This window comes from Bradyrhizobium sp. SZCCHNR1093 (genome assembly GCF_032381175.1).
In the GTDB taxonomy this organism is placed as follows: domain Bacteria; phylum Pseudomonadota; class Alphaproteobacteria; order Rhizobiales; family Xanthobacteraceae; genus Bradyrhizobium.
Genome location: NZ_JAUHJJ010000002.1, coordinates 735,579 through 753,051 on the forward strand (window position 1 = coordinate 735,579; position 17,473 = coordinate 753,051).

Genomic DNA, 17,473 nt, shown 5'->3' on the forward strand with positions numbered 1-17,473 from the left:
GATGGCGATCATGATGCCGGAAGCTGATCGGGCGGTGCTGGCGCGCCGCGACGAGATCGTTGCTGCACTGCGCGCAATCGTGCCGGGCGAAGGCGTCATCGACAGCGCCGCCGAGATGCTGCCTTACGAGTCCGATGGGTTGATGGCCTACCGCCAGCCGCCGATGGTTGTGGTGCTGCCGGAGACCACCGCGCAGGTCTCGCGAGTCCTGAAATATTGCCACGAGCAGGGCATCAAGGTGGTTCCGCGGGGCTCGGGGACGTCGTTGTCCGGCGGCGCGCTGCCGCTGGCCGATGGCGTGCTGCTCGGGCTCGGCAAGTTCAAGCGCATCCGCGACATCGACTTCGACAACCGCGTCGTCGTCACCGAACCCGGCGTGACCAATCTCGCCATCAGCCAGGCGGTTGCGCATGCCGGCTTCTACTACGCACCCGATCCGTCCTCGCAGATCGCCTGCTCGATCGGCGGCAATGTCGCGGAGAATTCCGGCGGCGTGCACTGCCTGAAATACGGCATGACCACCAACAACGTGCTCGGCTGCGAGATCGTGCTGATGACCGGCGAGGTGCTGCGCATCGGCGGCAAATGCGCCGAGAACGCCGGCTACGACCTGATGGGGCTGATCACCGGCTCCGAGGGCCTGCTCGGCGTGGTCACCGAGGTGACGGTGCGCATCCTGCAGAAGCCGGAGACGGCGCGCGCGCTGATGGTCGGGTTTGCCGAGGTCGAGGCGGCCGGCGAATGCGTCGCCCGCATCATCGGCGCCGGCATCATTCCCGGCGGCATGGAGATGATGGACAAGCCGGCGATCCACGCCGCCGAGGCCTTCGTTCATGCCGGCTATCCGCTCGACGTCGAGGCGCTCCTGATCATCGAGCTCGACGGCCCCGGCGTCGAGGTCGATGAGCTGATCGGCCGCGTCGAAGCGATTGCAAACGCCTGCGGCTCGACCACCTGTCGGATCTCGACCTCCGAGGCCGAGCGGAACCTGTTCTGGGCCGGGCGCAAGGCGGCGTTCCCCGCCGTCGGCCGGATCTCGCCGGACTATCTCTGCATGGACGGCACCATCCCGCGCGGCGCGCTGCCGAAGGCGCTGGCGCGCATCCGCGAGCTGTCGGAGAAGTACCAGCTCGGCTGCGCCAACGTGTTCCACGCCGGCGACGGCAACCTGCATCCGCTGATCCTGTACGATGCCAACAAGCCGGGCGAAATGGAGCGGGCCGAGGCGTTCGGCGCCGACATCCTGCGCTGCTGCGTCGAGCTGGGCGGCGTGCTGACCGGCGAGCACGGCGTCGGCATCGAGAAGCGCGACCTGATGCCGGAGATGTTTTCCGAGATCGACCTCAACCAGCAGCAGCGGGTGAAGTGCGCCTTCGATCATTTGGGCCTGCTCAATCCCGGCAAGGTCTTCCCCACCCTGCATCGCTGCGCCGAGCTCGGGCGCATGCATGTCCACGGCGGCAAGCTGGCGTTTCCGGATCTGCCGAGGTTCTGATGCGGGCTCGGGAGGGCAGGGCGGCATCGTTTGGTGTCTGCTCGATCTCACGTCCCGCAAATGCTGGAGACCCTCATGGTGAGGAGGCGCGATAGCGCCGTCTCCAACCAAGAGGCCACCGTACTGGCCTCGCCCTTCGAGACGCCCGCCTGCGGCGGGCTCCTCAGGGGGAGGAGCGGAAGTCGTGCCCAGAACACGTACCGTGTAGATCGATCCAGCACTCTCGCTCTCTCCATGACCACGCTGCTGACGGTCCATGTGCCGCGCCGCTCTCGGAGCTGAACCCTCATGGTGAGGAGGCGCGCAGCGCCGTCTCGAACCATGAGGCCCGTCCAGCCATGCCGACGGCGTGAGGTCCATATCCCAGACAATATCGGACATGACTTCGCATCCCCGCGGCGCATGACGCCCGGATCGTGCGATCGTCCGCCCTCCAAAACAAACGAGAGGGCGCAGGGAATGCCGGGTGAAGGCCTCACCCATGGCCCGCCTGCGAAAAAAATGCAGGCGGCAGGTACCACAGGTTCAGCCGATCAACCGGCATTCCCTGCGCGGCGGTCTTAACGCTTATACGTGATCTCCCCGGGGATCGGCGTTCTTGCCCCCGTCGCCCGCATGCCCGTGACCGAGCAGCGCAGGGCTTGGTCTCAGCACCGGGAGACCAGGACCACACGATTTCACGTCCGCGTCGCAGTCGTTCGTCGGCATGACCGAAGTCACGCTGCGACCCGACACGGCCACCGCATCCCCGCCTCGCATATCGTGACGACCGCGCGTACGCCCCTCTCGGTGAGGCGGGATGAGGCGAGTATGGCATGGATTTCGTGAAATCGGAAGAGGAATTTTGTTTGCCGGGGCGACTTGGCGCTCCGCATTGAAGATGCTCGCAAAATGAATTTTTTGCGACGCAATTAGGAGTTGAGACGCGTGCTCAAGTCGGGCAAGCGCGCGGACCGAAGCCGGCGTATGAAATGTGAGCGCTACCGGGCCGATCGACGCGCTGGACTGCAAGTTTCTTTTGATTGAGCACGCCTATTTCGCTGACGATCCGCGCTACGTCGCTGCCACACGCGAACGTTGGACCCGCGCGTCTGGCAGCGCGCTGATTCCATTTGATTGGCCGGTGCGAAGTGACGTGTAAGGGGCAGTTACGGTGACAGGGCTTGGACCGCAATCTTCGTCAACTTGCGAACCAGATGCAATTAGCTACCGCGCCATCAAAGTCAAAACTCATCTTGTTGAGAGCATTTGGTGGCTTCGGCAGGCCATTGAACGCAATATTCTGAATTGCAGAGACTCCGCTGGATAGTATCTCCTCATAGTAGCAGCGCTGAAAGTTGGGGGTGGCCGTATCGGTCAATTCGAAATTCCATGCAGTGACCACGCTCCCCGAACCAAATCTAACAAAGCGAAACACAGTATAGCGCGTCGACGGAAGTTCCTTGCTGATACTGGTTGTGTCAACTTGCAATTGTTCCTTGCTCGGTTGAGGGACGTCAAGCTTGAAGTCTCCTATCATCTTGACAGTCGAGTCTGGATCAAGGCTCACTGTCGTGGCAGGGTCAAGCCCAACGGTCTGTCCGCCTGCGAGACGAAGTTCAGCTGTGGGCGCGAGCATCATTGTCCCGCCTACGATGGTTTTGACTTGGGCTCTTGAAATGCCTTCCGCCACGGCAGACGCTATTCTGTTGGCTGCGGCGTCGGAAGAAGTGGTTTTGCTGTATCCGAAGAAAGCAAAGCCGATCCCAACTCCCCAAAGTGCGGCACAAAGGCCAAGCCCAGCGGCATTAAGTCCGAACGTTTTGGCACGAACTATGCGCGCCTCGGCTCCAATTCTCGCAGTAATTGTAGAAGAGAACCCTGCAAAATCGAAGCCTCTCGAGATGTCAATCATCTAAACGCCCTTTCGGAACCAAACGCACCTTTCAAATGCCGCGACGATGTCAAATTTCGCGGGTACCTTATCTTTCGTCATGAGGCCGTCGTCGCCGAGATCAATTTTGAAAGCCACACCAGAGTCATCGTTGCGCTCAGTAAAATAGCAATATTGGCTAGTCGGGTCTTTTTGTGTGCTCGTGAGAAAGCGCCAACCTGTGGATACGGTCCCGCTCTGAAAAGGCACAGATTTGAATATCGTGTAGTTCGTAATTGGGTGCGCTTTCGGCACGGTTTTCGGGCTCGACTGTGCTGGCGTGGTCGAAATTGTAGGCAGCTGGATCCGCATGCTTCCTTCCGCTCTAACCTTCGCAGATGGATCGAGCTTTAAACGCGAGTCTGGAGACAGCGCTATTTTCTGGTCGGGCGCGAGCCGGACCTCCGACGGATGTATATCTACATCGCCCACGGCTTGCCCGTGCAATTCAACCTGAGACAACGACTTTGAAATAGCCGCAGCAATCTTGTCTGAAGTCGTGCGAGAATCCGCGAGGTATGAATAACCAACAAACGACGCTGCGACAGCAAGTCCTACGCCAAGTCCAGCTAACCCAAGGCCGATCGATTTCCGAAAGAACGATTGCCCGTCTATAAATTTTAGCTCAGCGCTGATGCGCTCATTAAGGGAGTTGGCAAGATTTGCATTCAGGCGGGATGAAGGTATTTTCACTGTGAGGCCACTTTCCCTGTAGCGTTATCTTTCATCGCTGCTTGGACGGCCTCTCGTGCCTCCTGACGCAATGCTACTAGGAGCGGTCCAAACAAGTAATTCATAGCTTCATCCGGCAATTCGATGCTTGGATCTGTTTCGGAAATCTTGATCCGTCTCACCGCCGTCATGGCAATCAAAGTCGAGGAAAACGCCGCCGCTATAGACGACACAAAAATGAGATAGAACTCAACTCTCTTTATCTGCTCAGGAGTCACATTGTTTGGGTCTACGCCGAAGATCATTGCTGCTAACGAGTGTAGCTGGCTTTGGAAAATCGATTCACGATTCTCGGTTGTCGCCTTCGTGATCTGTTCTTGTATCTCACGCAACCCCTTGGCGTTTCCCGCCTTTGTATATTCGTCTTGCGCGTGTTTTACCGCAGCCTCAGCGTCGTTTGCCTTTGCTCGTGCTATCGAAATCTCTGATTCAAGTCTTTTAATCAGGGGGTTTTCTCGGCACACCTGTTTTGTCGAAGAGGGTGTCCCAGGCGGAGCGGTGGGGTTTGGAGGTACCGTCACAACGGCACAATCTGCCGGCTTTTGCTGTGCAAGCTGAGCTTGGAGCGATTGTACAGCAGTCGCTGCGGCGTTCCGCTCCCGCTCCCGGCGGTCCATTTCTTCCCTCGCCGCGTCGATCTGAATCTTGAATTGCTGCTGTCTGTCCTCAAGCTCTCTGATCAGACTATCTTTCTTATGGGTGTCCTCAAGCCGCGGGGTGAACGAAGCGGCTCCGATTGAATAGAGCGAGTTCGAAGTCACGGCGACCGCACACAGGACACCGAGAAGCGATGCGAGCTTAATGTTCCAAGATGTCTGGGTGCGTACTGCGATAGCCAACGGCACCCGCGCCAATTCAACCATCGCCATCGCAATCGGAAACAGCATGGCTTGGATAATCTTCGCCGTCGTTACATCGGGCAGCTGGGCAACCATCAAAAGCGTATTTGTAAGAATGAGACCGATGATTACAAATTCGACGGCAAAAGCTAAGATGATCTGCTTTATATTGATCGAATAGCCTCGCTGGCGATCTCGGACAGCACGCAATTCGCTGCCCGTGGGCGCCTCTCGTGGCACCACATCAAGCACGTCTTCACTACCACGAACACGACCGGCTAAGACGTTCATGATACTTGCCTCACTCCGCTCGCTGATCAGCTTAGGTCAATTCCCGCAACTTTCGCTAGATGGATTAAAGACGCTCGCGCTCGGCAACTAAATGCTACCACATGTTGTGGGTGTGTGGGATTCTATCCGCTATCTGATCGAGGTGCGTTTTCCGCTCACGCAGTGAGCCTGCCGCTAGCTTTCAAACACGCACGGTGCTGCCGGGGCACGACAAAGTTTCCAAATACCGCGATTGGCCTCCTCTGCACGACGTTGGGCGTACTCACTTTGAATACTTTGGCCTAGCGAGAGCATGTCATTTTGAGACCAGTCGAGCTTTCCAAAGTCTCGATCGTATTGACACGGAAACGGCAGGCTCGCGATGTCATCGTCCGCCACTGGTCCGGCTGCCGTATGATTTGCTCCGGCGGACGATCCAGGACGCCGTGACGTCTCTGTTCGATCTCTTCTGCCGCGGGTGCCTGCATGCTCCGCCGGAGCCGGCCCTCGGGCTCGCCGAAGGCGAGACCCGGGGCGGAGCATGACAGCCTTGGGAATAGCGAGAGCTCAACCCATCCACGAGGGCCGATTTCAAAAAACCGTCGTCTCAATCAGCCCGTACTGCATCCGCTCGCGCCGTGCCAGCAGCGGCAGGGCCTGGCCGGCGATATAGGTCTTGAAGTGGTCGCTCTCCTGGTGGGCCTTGAATGCGGCTTCGTCGCGGAACAGCTCGTAGAACAGGAACTGCGCCGGGTTGTCCTTGGCGCGGGAGATCAGGAACAGTTTTGCGCCGGGCTCGCGCTGCGCCTCGGGCAGGAAGCGCGACAGGATCTCGGCGACGCGGTCGGCTTCGCCGGCCCTCGCCTCCCATTGCGCCACCACCAGCAGGCCGCCGCCGCTGACGGCCTCGTTCACGGTTTTCGTCTCGACTGCATATCCGGTCATCGTGATCGGTCCTTTCGTTGAAGTGCTGCAAGGGCAACGATACCGCGGTTCCTGCACCAGATCCTTCGATGGCGGACGAAGGATGAATGTGCACATGAGGGCGTAGGGCGGATTAGCCGAAGGCGTCATCCGCCATGTGTCTCGGAAGGTCGGCAGGTTACGCTTCGCTAACCCGCCCTACGGGCTGGGGAGTACGCGATGCCTGGGCTTGTTCCGCCTGCGGGGCCTGGCGCCTCGCGGGGCGAAGGCCCGGCATCGACGTCCTTCCTTCTCCGGATTCGACGACGTGGATGGTCGGGACAAGCCCGGCCATGACGACGTTGAAACAGCTCGGCCGGACTCTGACGGCGTCATATGCGATAGTCCTGCAGGGCAGCGAGGCCTCGATGCCGCAGAGCACGACGGCGGCGCCATGCAGATCGCTCGGGAACGTTCCGTCTTGCCCGCCCTTGTGTCCGGCCCGCAACGCTTTAGAAAGGCCCCAACGTCGGTGGCCGCGTCGCGCTGGACCGCCTGTCATCATCAACAAGCAAGGCGAGCAGCGGTGGACGCCCTCAAAGTACGCAACGCAGCCGACGTGGAGGAGGTGGTTCGCGCCGCGATCGCGAGCGAGCAGCCGCTCGACGTCATCGGCCATGGCTCGAAGCGCCAGATCGGGCAGATCACGACCACCAACGCCGTGCTCGACCTGTCGGCGCTGAACGCGGTCGTCGGCTACGAGCCCAACGAACTGATCATCACGGCGCAGGCTGGCGCGCCGCTCGCCGACCTGCTGTCGCTGATCGATTCGAAGAGCCAGCAATTCGCGTTCGAGCCGATGGACACGGGACCGCTGCTCGGCACGGCCGGGCGCGGAACGCTGGGCGGGATGATCGCGGCGGGGCTGGCCGGCCCGCGGCGCATCCGCGCCGGCGGGGCGCGCGACCATCTGCTCGGCGCCCACGCGGTCTCCGGCTTCGGCGAGAGCTTCAAGACCGGCGGCAAGGTCGTCAAGAACGTCACCGGCTATGATCTCTGCAAGCTGCTGGCGGGCTCCTGGGGCACGCTCGCTGTCATGACCGAGGCGACGCTGAAGGTGATGCCGCGGCCGGAATCCGAGCGCACCCTGGTGCTGCGCGGGCTCGACGACCTCAAGGCCAACCGCGCCATGACGGCGGCGCTGGGATCGCCGTTCGACGTGTCGGGGGCTGCGCATCTGCCGGCCTCCACGCTGCGGCCGGAGGTCGATGGGCTGAGCCCGATCGGCTCGCCGCGCGAGGCGGTCACGGTGATCAGGCTCGAGGGCATCACGGCGTCCGCGGCGCATCGGGCGGCGTCGCTCGCCAAGCAGCTCGCGACCTTCGGTGCGGCCGAGATCATCGCGGACGACGCCTCCGCCGATGTCTGGAGCGCCGTGCGCGACGTGCTGCCGTTCGCGGCCAATGGCCCGCTCGGCGCCTGGCCGGTCTGGCGCATCGTCTGTCCGCCCGTATCCGGCGGCGTCATCGGACAGGCGCTGACGCGCCAGACCGGCGGCGAGGTGATCTATGACTGGGGCGGCGGGCTGATCTGGGCCGCGCTGCCGCCGCAGCCCGATGCGTCCGCGGGGCTGGTGCGCAAACAGGCCGAGGCCGTTGGCGGCCACGCCACCCTGCTGCGCGCGTGGGACGAGATGCGTCTGGCGGTCGACGTCTTCCACCCGCAGCCGCCGGGTGTCGCCGCGCTGGAGGAGCGGGTGCGCGTCTCCTTCGATCCCAAGACCATTCTCAACCGCGGCCGTATCAGGCGGAGCGTTGCGCCATGAAGACCGAGTTCACCTTGGCGCAGCTCGCCGATCCCGACATCGCGGTCGCCGACAAGATCCTGCGCGCCTGCGTCCATTGCGGCTTCTGCACGGCGACCTGCCCGACCTACGTGCTGCTCGGCGACGAGCTCGACAGCCCGCGCGGCCGCATCTACCTGATCAAGCAGATGCTGGAGAAGGACCAGGCCCCGACCGCCGACGTGGTCAAGCATATCGACCGCTGCCTGTCGTGCCTGTCCTGCATGACGACCTGCCCGTCCGGCGTCCACTACATGCACCTCGTCGACCAGGCGCGGGGGCGAATCGAGCAGAGCTACCAGCGCCCGCTGACGGACCGGCTGCTGCGCGCCGTGCTCGCCTATGTGCTGCCGCGGCCGCGCGAGTTTCGGCTCGCGATGACCCTGGCGCGGCTCGGCCGGCCGTTCAAGGCGCTGCTGCCGGCGTCCTCCGCGACGCAGGGACCTGTGCCGAGCCTGCTGCGGCGCGTCAGGGCGATGCTCGACCTGGCGCCGGCCGCGGCGCTGCCGCCGCCGGGGCCCGCGGGCGGCAGCGTGTTTGCCGCGCAAGGCGAGCGTCGCGGCCGCGTCGCGCTGCTGCAGGGCTGCGCGCAAGCGGCGCTCGCGCCCCGCATCAACCAGGCTGCGATCAACCTCCTGACACGGCACGGCGTCGAGGTCGTGCTGGTCAGGGACGAGCAATGCTGCGGTGCGTTGACCCATCACATGGGGCAGGACGCCGACGCGCTGGCGCGCGCCCGCGCCAATGTCGGGGTGTGGGCTGCCGAGGCAAAGCGTGGCGGTCTCGACGCCATCCTGGTGACGACCTCGGGCTGCGGCACCGTCATCAAGGACTACGGACACATGCTGCGCGAGGACCCGCAATATGCAGCGCCCGCTGCGGCCGTGTCGGCCATGGCGAAGGACATCAGCGAGTATCTCGCGGGTCTCGATCTGGTCTCCGCATCTCGGCACGACGACCTCGTCGTGGCCTATCACTCCGCCTGCTCGCTGCAACATGGGCAGAAAATCACGAGCATTCCGAAAGAATTGCTTTCCAAGTGCGGATTCGTGGTGAAAGATATACCGGAGAGTCATTTGTGTTGCGGTTCGGCGGGGACCTACAACATTCTCCAGCCTGACATCGCGATGAAGCTGCGCGATCGCAAGGTCGCCAACATCGCGACCGTCAAGCCGAATGTGATCGCGGCAGGCAATATCGGCTGCATGATGCAGATTGCCAGCGGCACCACCGTTCCCGTCGTGCACACCGTTGAGCTTCTCGACTGGGCGACGGGCGGTCCGCGACCAGGAATGATTTGACGGACGGGCGCGTGCTGACTGCCGGCCCGTCCCGCCGGATGAGTTGATCGATCGGCGGCAACTGGAGGGTTTCTGATGGCGAAGGACAAGAAGGCGAAGAAGGACAAGAAAGAGAAGAAGAAGCTGATGGCGCAGGCCAAGACAGCCAAGAAGGCGACGAAGAAGTCCGCCAAGAAGGCTGCCAAGAAGTCCGCGAAAAAGGCTTCCAAGAAGGCTGCAAAGGCGCCGGCCAAGAAGGCGAAGAAGACCGTGAAGGCCGCGGCGAAGAAGGCGGCCAAGGCTCCTGCCAAGAAGGCTGCTGCGAAGAAGGCTCCCGCCAAGAAGGCCAAGACGTCGGCCGCAAAGGTTCCCGCTGCGCCGAAGAAGAAGGCCGCCAAGAAGCGGGCTCCCAAGATGGCTCCTCTGGTCGAAACCCCCGAAGTGAGCGCAACCGAATCGGCGACCGAAACCAGTTGGGCGATGCCGAGCGTGGCGCCCGAGGCGCACGAGGACGGAGAGGGGACTGCCTCCGGAAGCTGATCTTTCCGGATCGGATCGTTCTCACCACCGAACGAATTCACATCGGGAGGCCGCGGCGGCAACGCTGCGGCCTTCTCGTTTGTTGTTGCCTCCGTCTGTTGCCACCGTCTGTTGGCTCTGTTTTGGCTGGCCGTTTTGTCGATCTGCTCGTCGCCAGCGTCGCCCCCGCAGATCTACGGCCGGGCGAATCCGATCCCGGTGCGCTGCGCCATTTCGCTTGCGGCACGACGAGTCAGCGTGCCGGCACACCCGAATGTGCGTCCTGGGCTGCTCTAGGACACGGAGATTTGTTGTTCAAATGCAACACGCGCTGACTACCTGCCGTGGAATTGTCGAAACGCCCAAAAAGGCGGCAGATGCCGCGCTTTTTTGCTTCACCTGCGGCGAGACCCTGGCACAAATTGCGTCTGGATGACGCAGCCGGTCTTGTTTGTGCCCTGGGGGGCCAATGTGGGGCAGGCTTTTTCGAAATAGGGTGATGGGGATCGTCATGAAAAAGTGGGCTTTGCTGGCAACGGCGCTGGCAATGGTTTCGGGATCGGCTTCGGCGGCGGACATGGCGGTCAAGGCCTATAAGGCTCCGCCTCCGGTGGCGTTTGAACCATGGGATATCGCGTTCGGCGCGGCGATCATGAACGACTACGTCTTCCGCGGCATCACCCAGTCGAACCACAAGCCGTCGGTCGCCGCCTATTTCGAGCCGCGCTTCAACGTCAACAAGGACCTGCAGTTCTACGTCGGCGTCGCTGGCGAGAGCATCTCCTTCCCGAACCGGGCTGCGGCCGAGATCGATATCTACGGCGGTATCCGCCCGACCTTCGGCGCCTTCGCCTTCGACATCGGCGTCTGGGGCTACCTGTATCCAGGCGGCACCTGCTATTACGGCGGCGGCGCCACGACGGACTTCGCCGGCCGCGCGCTGAGCGCCGAGTGCCAGGCCAACACCTTGACGAACTTCAACACCATGAAGAAGGACGTCAGCTTCTTCGAGGTCTACGGCAAGGGCACCTATACGGTGAACGACAACTGGTCGTTCGGCGTCACCGAATTCTATACCCCGAGCTTCCTGAACTCCGGCGCCTGGGGCAACTACGCCTCGGTCACCGGCAAGTATACCGCTCCGAGCACCCTGTTTGGATCGAGCGGCGTCGGCATGTACGTCTCGGGTGAGTTCGGTCGCCAGTGGTTCGGTACCACCGACAGCTTCTACGGCACCGCGGCCTTCCCGAACGGCATCCACTACGCCGACTATAACACCTGGAACGTTGGCGTCGGCTTCACCTACAAGGTGTTCACGCTGGATCTGCGCTACTCCGACACCAACCTGTCGAAGGGCAATTGCAACGCCTTCACCGGCGACTTCACCGCCAGCGGCACCACCAACGTCACCGCGATCAACCCGGGTGGCCTGGGCTCGAAGTGGTGCGGTGCGACCGGCATCGCCAAGCTCTCGGTCGACCTGACGGCGATGACCAACCTGAAGTAATCGTCCCAAGGCGGATCGAAATTCCTGACGAGGGCGGCAGAGCAATCTGCCGCCCTTCTGCTTTGGTGACGGCAGCTCGCCGTGGTCGCTCGGGCGTCTTGCCGTCCTTCTGGAACGCCATCTTCTGGAAGGCCATGGCTCGGACGCCGCCGGGGCAATTGGACTTCTCATCATCGGCGCAGGGGCGCGATGAGATCCCTGGCGGCGCCCTCGGGACAATGGGCTGCGTTCGGGACGGATCTCTCAGACCCCTTGCCGATGGAGGCGCGCCGCCTTGCGGCACATCTCCATTCCATGAGGTCGCGGCGCTTGCTTCAATTGCCTCCACCCGCGGTCGCGTCGGCAGCCTTCTCAGTCTGCCGCAGCGCGAACCGGTCGCCATCCCGAATCAGCTCGACCTTCCGATCATGGAACTCGTGCAGGGTCGAGCGGTGGCCGATCGAGACGACGGTGGTCTGGGGCAGGCGTTCGGCGATGACCCGATACAGCCTCGCTTCGCTCGGCTCGTCCAGCGAGGCCGTGGCCTCATCGAGGAAGAGATATTGGGGCGCATGCAGCAGCGCGCGGGCAATTCCGAGCCGCTGCTGCTCGCCGAGCGACAGCATCCGATTCCAGTGCGAGTCCTCGTCCAGGCGGTCCGCAAGTTGTGGCAGACCGACGGCCACCAGCGCCTCCCTGACTTGCTCGACGCTGAAAGCGTCGGCGGCCGCGGGATAGACGATCGCCGCCTTGAGCGCGCCGATCGGGAAATAGGGCCGCTGCGGCAGCATCATCAGCTTGGCATGCGCGGGCACGCTGATCGCGCCGCTGCCGAACGGCCAGACCCCGGCGATGGCGCGGAACAGCGTCGACTTGCCGGCGCCGGAGGGGCCGGTCAGCAGCGTGCGCTCGTTGTTGCCGATGCTGAACCCGTCGGCCGCGACCAGCGGCAGGCCATTGGGCAGCTTCAGCAGCAGCTGGGCGAGATCGATGCTGTCGCCGGCATGGTCGACGACATCGATCGTCTGCGGCTCGCCCGAGAGCTTGTGCGCGCTCTCGATGGACATGTCGAAGCCGTCGAGGCGGGCGACGGTCGAGCGCCAGTCGGCAAGCGTCCGGTAAGTCGTCACGAAGAACGACAGCGCGCCCTGCACCGTCGAGAAGGCGGACGCCGTCTGCATGATGCCGCCCATCTGGATCGACTTGGCGAAGTAGGCAGGCGCAACGAGCACATAGGGAAAGATCACGGCCGCCTGTGAATAGCCCGCCGTGAAGGCCGTCAGCCGCTTGGTCCGGCTCATGATCTGGTACCAGTTCTGGACGACCCGGCCGAAGCGGGTTCCGAGCTGACCCTGCTCGGCGCCTTCCCCGCGCAGCAGCGCGATCTGCTCGGAGCTCTCGCGCACCCGCACCAGGTTGAAGCGGAAGTCGGCCTCGTAGCGCTGTTGCTCGAAGTTGAGATTGACGAGCGGCGAACCGATCCAATGCGTCAGTATGGTGCCGAAGACCGCATAGATCAGCGCGATCCAGACCAGGTAGCCGGGGATCGCGATGTCGGTGCCGAACAGTTGCAGCGGGGCATCGGTCGACAGCCCCCAGAGCACCACCATGAACGAGGCGAGCGAGACGATCGAGCTGAGCAGCCCGATGGTGATGTTCAGCGTCTTGTCGACGAACAGCTGCACGTCGTCGGCAATGCGCTGGTCCGGGTTGTCGGCGATGTCGCCCTTGAGCTGCATGCGATAGTGCGTGGCGTTGTCCAGCCAGCGGCGCAGGTAGACGTCGGTCATCCACCGCCGCCAGCGGATCTGCAGCCATTGATTGAGATAGAGCTGGTACACGGCCAGGATGATGAAGATGGTCGCCAGCACGGCGAACACGCCGATTTCCCAGATGAAGCTGTTCCAATCATACTGCTGCAGCGCGTTGAAGAACCTGTTCTGCCACTGGTTCACCAGCACCTGGATCGCAACGAGCGACAGTTCGATCGCAATGACGGCGGCGAGCAACACGCGGCCGGCGACCTTGTCCTCGGAGCGGAAGTAGGGAATGGCGATCCGCCAGACGGTGGCGACGGTCGAGCGCAGATTGTTCACAGAGGGGCTGCTCCTGAGAAAAGGTCTTAACGGGCTGACGAAAAACGAGAAAATCGCAGTGATTGCCGCCTGTATAGACTAAAGTCGTAATGTGGCGGGTGACCGCCGGCTTGTCGGTCGCGTGTGACAAACCGTAGCATGGGGTAGGGGAGAGGGACTGCGACCGCCGCCAGATTTCGCGAGAATTTGAGCAGAGTTGGGCGTTGCCGGTTTTGTGATCTCCTTTTCCGACCTTTGCCAGGCTTGGGGGCCTGGGCGAGGAGACCTGATCCGTCCCGCCGGACCGGGTCCAACAACAAGAACGTGGGGGGAGAAGTCACGATGTGGAATCAAATCTACGACCCGATGGGGAGCCCGGCGCTGTCGACGCTGGCCGCCGCCGTCCCAGTGGTGACGCTGCTGGTGCTGATCGCCAGCGGCAAGGTGAAGGCACACATCGCGGCGATCATCGCCGTGATCCTGACCAACCTGATCACGATCTTCGTGTTCACGATGCCGGCCAACATGTCGCTGCGCGCGACGTTTCTGGGCGTCATCACCGGCTTCTTTCCGATCGGCTGGATCGTCCTGAACGTCATCTTCCTCTACCAGGTCACGGTCTCGACCGGCCGCTTCGAGTTGCTCAAGCGCGCCATCGGCGGCGTCACGGAAGACCGGCGGCTGCAGCTGCTGCTGGTCGCCTTCTCCTTTGGCGCGTTCTTCGAGGGCGCGTCGGGCTTCGGCACACCGGTGGCGATCACCGGTGCCGTGCTGATCGGCCTCGGCTTCTCGCCGCTCGCGGCGTCCGGCCTGTCGCTGATCGCCAACACCGCCCCGGTCGCCTATGGCGCGCTGGGCACGCCGATCCAGGGCCTCGCCTCGGTCACCGGTCTCGATCCCTACATCCTCGGCGCGATGGTCGGCCGGCAGCTGCCGGTGTTCTCGCTGATCGTGCCGTTCTGGGTGATCTGGGCGTTCGCGGGCTGGAAGGGCATGAAGGACGTCTGGCCGGCGATCCTGGTCACCGCCGTCTCGTTCGCGGTCCCGCAGTTCCTGATCTCGAACTACATCAATCCGTGGATCGTCGACATCGGCGCCTCGCTGATCTCGATGGGCGCGCTGATCCTGTTCCTGAAGGTCTGGCAGCCGAGGCAGCTGTGGCTGTCGCCGGCGTTGCGCGGGCGTGACGAATCGGCCGCCACGATGACGGCGGCGAAGCCGCTGGACCGCACGCCGCTGACGCAAGCCGAGCTCTGGGGCGCGCTGCTGCCCTGGATCATCGTCTGCGTGATCATGCTGATCTGGGGCAACGGCGCCTTCAAGGCCTGGGCGAACTCGATCTTCACCTGGAACTATCCGGTGCCCGAGCTCGACAAGCTGATCAACAAGATGCCGCCGGTGGCCGCGAAGCCGACACCGGAAGGCGCGGTGTTCTCATTCACCTACCTGACCTTCACCGGCACCGGCATGCTGATCGCCGCGATCATCTCCGGCTTCCTGATGGGTGTCGGACCGGGCAAGCTGATCGCGGAATATGGCCGCACCATCCGTCTGTGCGCGATCTCGCTGATCACGATCTCGGCGATGCTGGCGATCGGCACGCTGACCCGGCTGTCCGGCGTCGACGCAACGCTCGGCCTCGCCTTCGCCGCGACCGGCGTGCTCTATCCGTTCTTCGGCACCTTGCTCGGCTGGTTGGGCGTGGCGCTGACGGGATCGGATACGGCCTCGAACGTGCTGTTCGGAAACCTGCAGAAGATCACCTCCGAGCAGCTCGGCCTGTCGCCTGTCCTGATGGCGGCCGCCAACTCATCCGGTGGTGTCATGGGCAAGATGATCGATGCGCAGTCGATCGTGGTCGCCTCGACCGCCACCAACTGGTACGGCCACGAGAGCTCGATCCTGCGCTACGTCTTCCTGCATTCGATCGTGCTGGCCTGTCTGGTCGGCCTGTTCGTCACCTTGCAGGCCTACGTCTATCCGTTCACGGCGATGGTGCTGAAGTAGCAACACCGGCAGCGACAAAGCCCCGCGCCGCAGCTGCGGCGCGGGGTTTGCTATGTTTGGAACACATTTGTGCGGGAGCCGTGGCGGCGGGGATCACGGTCGTCGCCTGGAAGGCGCAACCCTGCGTGTGATTGGTCTGAAGAGGAACGATGCAAGTGTTGAAGCGTGGCTGCGCCGTGGCGATGATGGCGTTGTCGATGTCGGGCCTGCCGCTTGCCGGCGCGTCGGCGGAGGAGTTTCCCTTCGGAATGGAGATGACGCTCGATGCGTTACCAATGCCCGGCTCGAAGCGCGTGCCGGATCTCGACATCGGCGACAACGGCGAGACCGTGCTGGAGCTCTGGTGCAAGGGCGGCAAGGGGCAGTTCTCGGTCGCCGGCAACACCATCGTGTTCATCGCCAGCAAGATCGAGGACCGCAACTGCCCGGCGGCACGCGCGCAAGCCGATGACGAGCTGATCGCGGCGCTGAGCGCGGCGACGAACTGGAAGCGTCAGGGCGACCTGATCATCTTCATCGGACCGAAGACGCTGCGCTTCCGGCTCAACACCAATTGAGCCGAGACGGGCGTATCGAAAGTCCTAGTCTTGGTCACATCGATATATCGGCATGTGGACCTCGCTGTCATGGTCCGGCACCTGGTCCTGCTTCATGCACGTTCGCGATTCCGCAGCACGCAGCTTTGAGGTCAGCCCCGCTGTCACCCTCCCCTGGAGGGGGAGGGTCGCCTCTCATGAGCGCAGCGAATGGGAGGCGGGGTGGGGTGATCTCTCCACGTGCACCGGTGCCCGCGGCGTCACCCCACCCCGCTCGCCCGCTTCGCGTGCGATCGACCCTCCCCCTCCAGGGGAGGGTGGCATCTGAGATCGCGGCGCCTGCCGTCGCCTTACTTCCAGACAGAGTTGTCCGCATCCCAGCGCTTGGCCTTGAAGGCCTTCGCCAGCTCGTCGATGGCACCGCCGTCGTCGCGGGTATCGCTTTCCTCGTCGCCGGACGATTCGTCCGACAGGATCAGCTTGGCGCTCGATGCCTCATCGACGGTGGTCGTCGTCGGGCTGCTGATCCACAGCATCAGCGCGTCCGCGCCGCCCGGCTTGTCCGCCGAGACGAGGCCGGTGACCTCGATGACGTCGGTCAGCTCGAGCGCCGGCATCAGCTGGCTCGGCCGCTTCAACGTCAGCTTCAGCTTGCCGCTGACCGGATTCCACGCCGCACTCGTCGGCCTGGCATTGTAGGTCTTGGCCAGCACGTCGGAGATGGCGCCCGCCAGCTTGTCCTTGTTGATCTTGTCACCGTCGCGCCAGTCGGCCGCCGCAAAGCGGATGGTGCGGTCCATCTCGACCGTGCCGGCGGTCCAGCCGGCGGTGACGACGCCGTTCATGGTCCGCGCCTTCGCGATCAGTGCGCCGGCTCGTTCGGGGTCGACGGTCATGCTGATGGTCTGCTCGCCCGCGCGCAGTGCGTCGCAGCTCACGATGAGGCTCGACAGCGAAACTTCGACGTTCTCGCCCTTCAGGCTCTTGAGGAAGTCGGTCACCGCGTCGAGCTTGAGCCGGACCGAGACCGCCTCGGGCGAGACGTCGGTGAAGTCCTTCGGCTGGGCGCTGATGCCGTCGTCGCTCGACTGGCTCTCCTGGAACTCTTTCTCGCTGACGTCGGAATTGTCGGTCGACGCCACCTCGGTGACGGTCTTGCCGATCGCGATCTGTCCGCGGAACTCGAACGTGTCGCCGGTCGGCTTGCGATTCAGCTTCACCGTGACCGGCTCCTTGGCGCCGTTGCTCTGGGTCGCACCGGTCAAGGTCTGGCCATTGACGGTGAGGCTGACCACGAAGCGGTCCTTGCGATCCGAATTCTTTGCGACGGGATAGCAGACGTCGAGCGTGGCGGCGGTGACGGTCTTGCCCTGGCGCGTCTCCTTCAGGATCACGTCGGCATTGCCGTCCATCAGGCCGTCGATCGCGGTGAAATACCGAGTCTCGTTGGCGGGGGCCTTGGTCCCGCTCTTGCTCTGGGCCCAACCGAGTTCCGGCGCGGCCGCTGCAATCACGGCCAGCGCAAGCAAAATCGCGCGCATCTGAAAATCCTTGTGGGGGCAGAATCGGCCTTAAG

13 protein-coding genes are annotated in these 17,473 nt (G+C 63.2%); 7 read left to right on the forward strand and 6 right to left on the reverse strand.

What is annotated here, in order from left to right; translation table 11 throughout:
- The first annotated feature begins 1 nt into the window (after nt 1).
- Complete coding sequence (locus tag QX070_RS09055) at nt 2–1,495, forward strand: FAD-linked oxidase C-terminal domain-containing protein (protein WP_315736541.1); 1,494 nt, start codon at nt 2–4, stop codon at nt 1,493–1,495.
- Between the two features lie 1,180 nt (nt 1,496–2,675).
- Here the strand turns inward: QX070_RS09055 and QX070_RS09060 are convergent.
- The 4 genes from QX070_RS09060 to QX070_RS09075 form a co-directional block, all read right to left on the reverse strand.
- On the reverse strand, nt 2,676–3,389 hold the full coding sequence (locus tag QX070_RS09060) for a hypothetical protein (protein WP_315736542.1): 714 nt from the start codon (nt 3,387–3,389) through the stop codon (nt 2,676–2,678).
- Nucleotides 3,390–4,100, reverse strand: a complete 711-nt coding sequence (locus QX070_RS09065; RefSeq protein ID WP_315736543.1) for a hypothetical protein — start codon at nt 4,098–4,100, stop codon at nt 3,390–3,392.
- Nucleotides 4,097–5,269, reverse strand: a complete 1,173-nt coding sequence (locus tag QX070_RS09070; protein ID WP_315736544.1) for a hypothetical protein — start codon at nt 5,267–5,269, stop codon at nt 4,097–4,099. The genes QX070_RS09065 and QX070_RS09070 overlap by 4 nt, the downstream gene beginning before the upstream one ends.
- A 570-nt stretch (nt 5,270–5,839) precedes the next feature.
- Nucleotides 5,840–6,193, reverse strand: coding sequence for a putative quinol monooxygenase (locus tag QX070_RS09075; RefSeq protein ID WP_315736545.1), 354 nt, complete (start codon nt 6,191–6,193; stop codon nt 5,840–5,842).
- A gap of 544 nt (nt 6,194–6,737) precedes the next feature.
- On the opposite strand from QX070_RS09075, the gene QX070_RS09080 reads away from it, so the two are divergent.
- The 4 genes from QX070_RS09080 to QX070_RS09095 all read left to right on the forward strand — a co-directional run bounded on the left by QX070_RS09080 (nt 6,738) and on the right by QX070_RS09095 (nt 11,300).
- On the forward strand, nt 6,738–7,976 hold the full coding sequence (locus QX070_RS09080) for an FAD-binding protein (RefSeq protein ID WP_315736546.1): 1,239 nt from the start codon (nt 6,738–6,740) through the stop codon (nt 7,974–7,976).
- Complete coding sequence (gene glcF, locus QX070_RS09085) at nt 7,973–9,295, forward strand: glycolate oxidase subunit GlcF (protein ID WP_315736547.1); 1,323 nt, start codon at nt 7,973–7,975, stop codon at nt 9,293–9,295. The genes QX070_RS09080 and glcF overlap by 4 nt, the downstream gene beginning before the upstream one ends.
- Nucleotides 9,296–9,370: 75 nt before the next feature.
- Entirely contained in the window at nt 9,371–9,814 is a 444-nt protein-coding gene (locus QX070_RS09090; RefSeq protein ID WP_315736548.1) for a hypothetical protein, read from the forward strand.
- A gap of 490 nt (nt 9,815–10,304) precedes the next feature.
- Nucleotides 10,305–11,300, forward strand: coding sequence for a TorF family putative porin (locus tag QX070_RS09095; protein ID WP_315736549.1), 996 nt, complete (start codon nt 10,305–10,307; stop codon nt 11,298–11,300).
- A gap of 314 nt (nt 11,301–11,614) precedes the next feature.
- Here QX070_RS09095 and QX070_RS09100 read toward each other — a convergent pair whose 3' ends face one another.
- Complete coding sequence (locus tag QX070_RS09100; protein WP_315736550.1) at nt 11,615–13,375, reverse strand: ABC transporter ATP-binding protein/permease; 1,761 nt, start codon at nt 13,373–13,375, stop codon at nt 11,615–11,617.
- A 321-nt stretch (nt 13,376–13,696) separates the two neighbouring features.
- Here QX070_RS09100 and QX070_RS09105 point away from each other — a divergent pair, with 321 nt between their 5' ends.
- Both QX070_RS09105 and QX070_RS09110 read left to right on the forward strand, forming a co-directional pair.
- A complete protein-coding gene (locus QX070_RS09105) occupies nt 13,697–15,361 on the forward strand; it encodes an L-lactate permease (RefSeq protein ID WP_315736551.1) in 1,665 nt (554 codons plus the stop codon).
- A 149-nt stretch (nt 15,362–15,510) separates the two neighbouring features.
- The gene (locus QX070_RS09110) at nt 15,511–15,918 is read left to right on the forward strand and encodes an META domain-containing protein (RefSeq protein WP_315736552.1); all 408 of its coding nucleotides are present in this window, start codon (nt 15,511–15,513) and stop codon (nt 15,916–15,918) included.
- A 329-nt stretch (nt 15,919–16,247) separates the two neighbouring features.
- On the opposite strand, the gene QX070_RS09115 is transcribed toward QX070_RS09110, so the two are convergent.
- Nucleotides 16,248–17,438 carry a hypothetical protein gene (locus QX070_RS09115; RefSeq protein WP_315736553.1) on the reverse strand — a complete coding sequence of 397 codons (1,191 nt, stop codon included), beginning with the start codon at nt 17,436–17,438 and terminating at the stop codon, nt 16,248–16,250.
- Between the last annotated feature and the right edge of the window lie 35 nt (nt 17,439–17,473).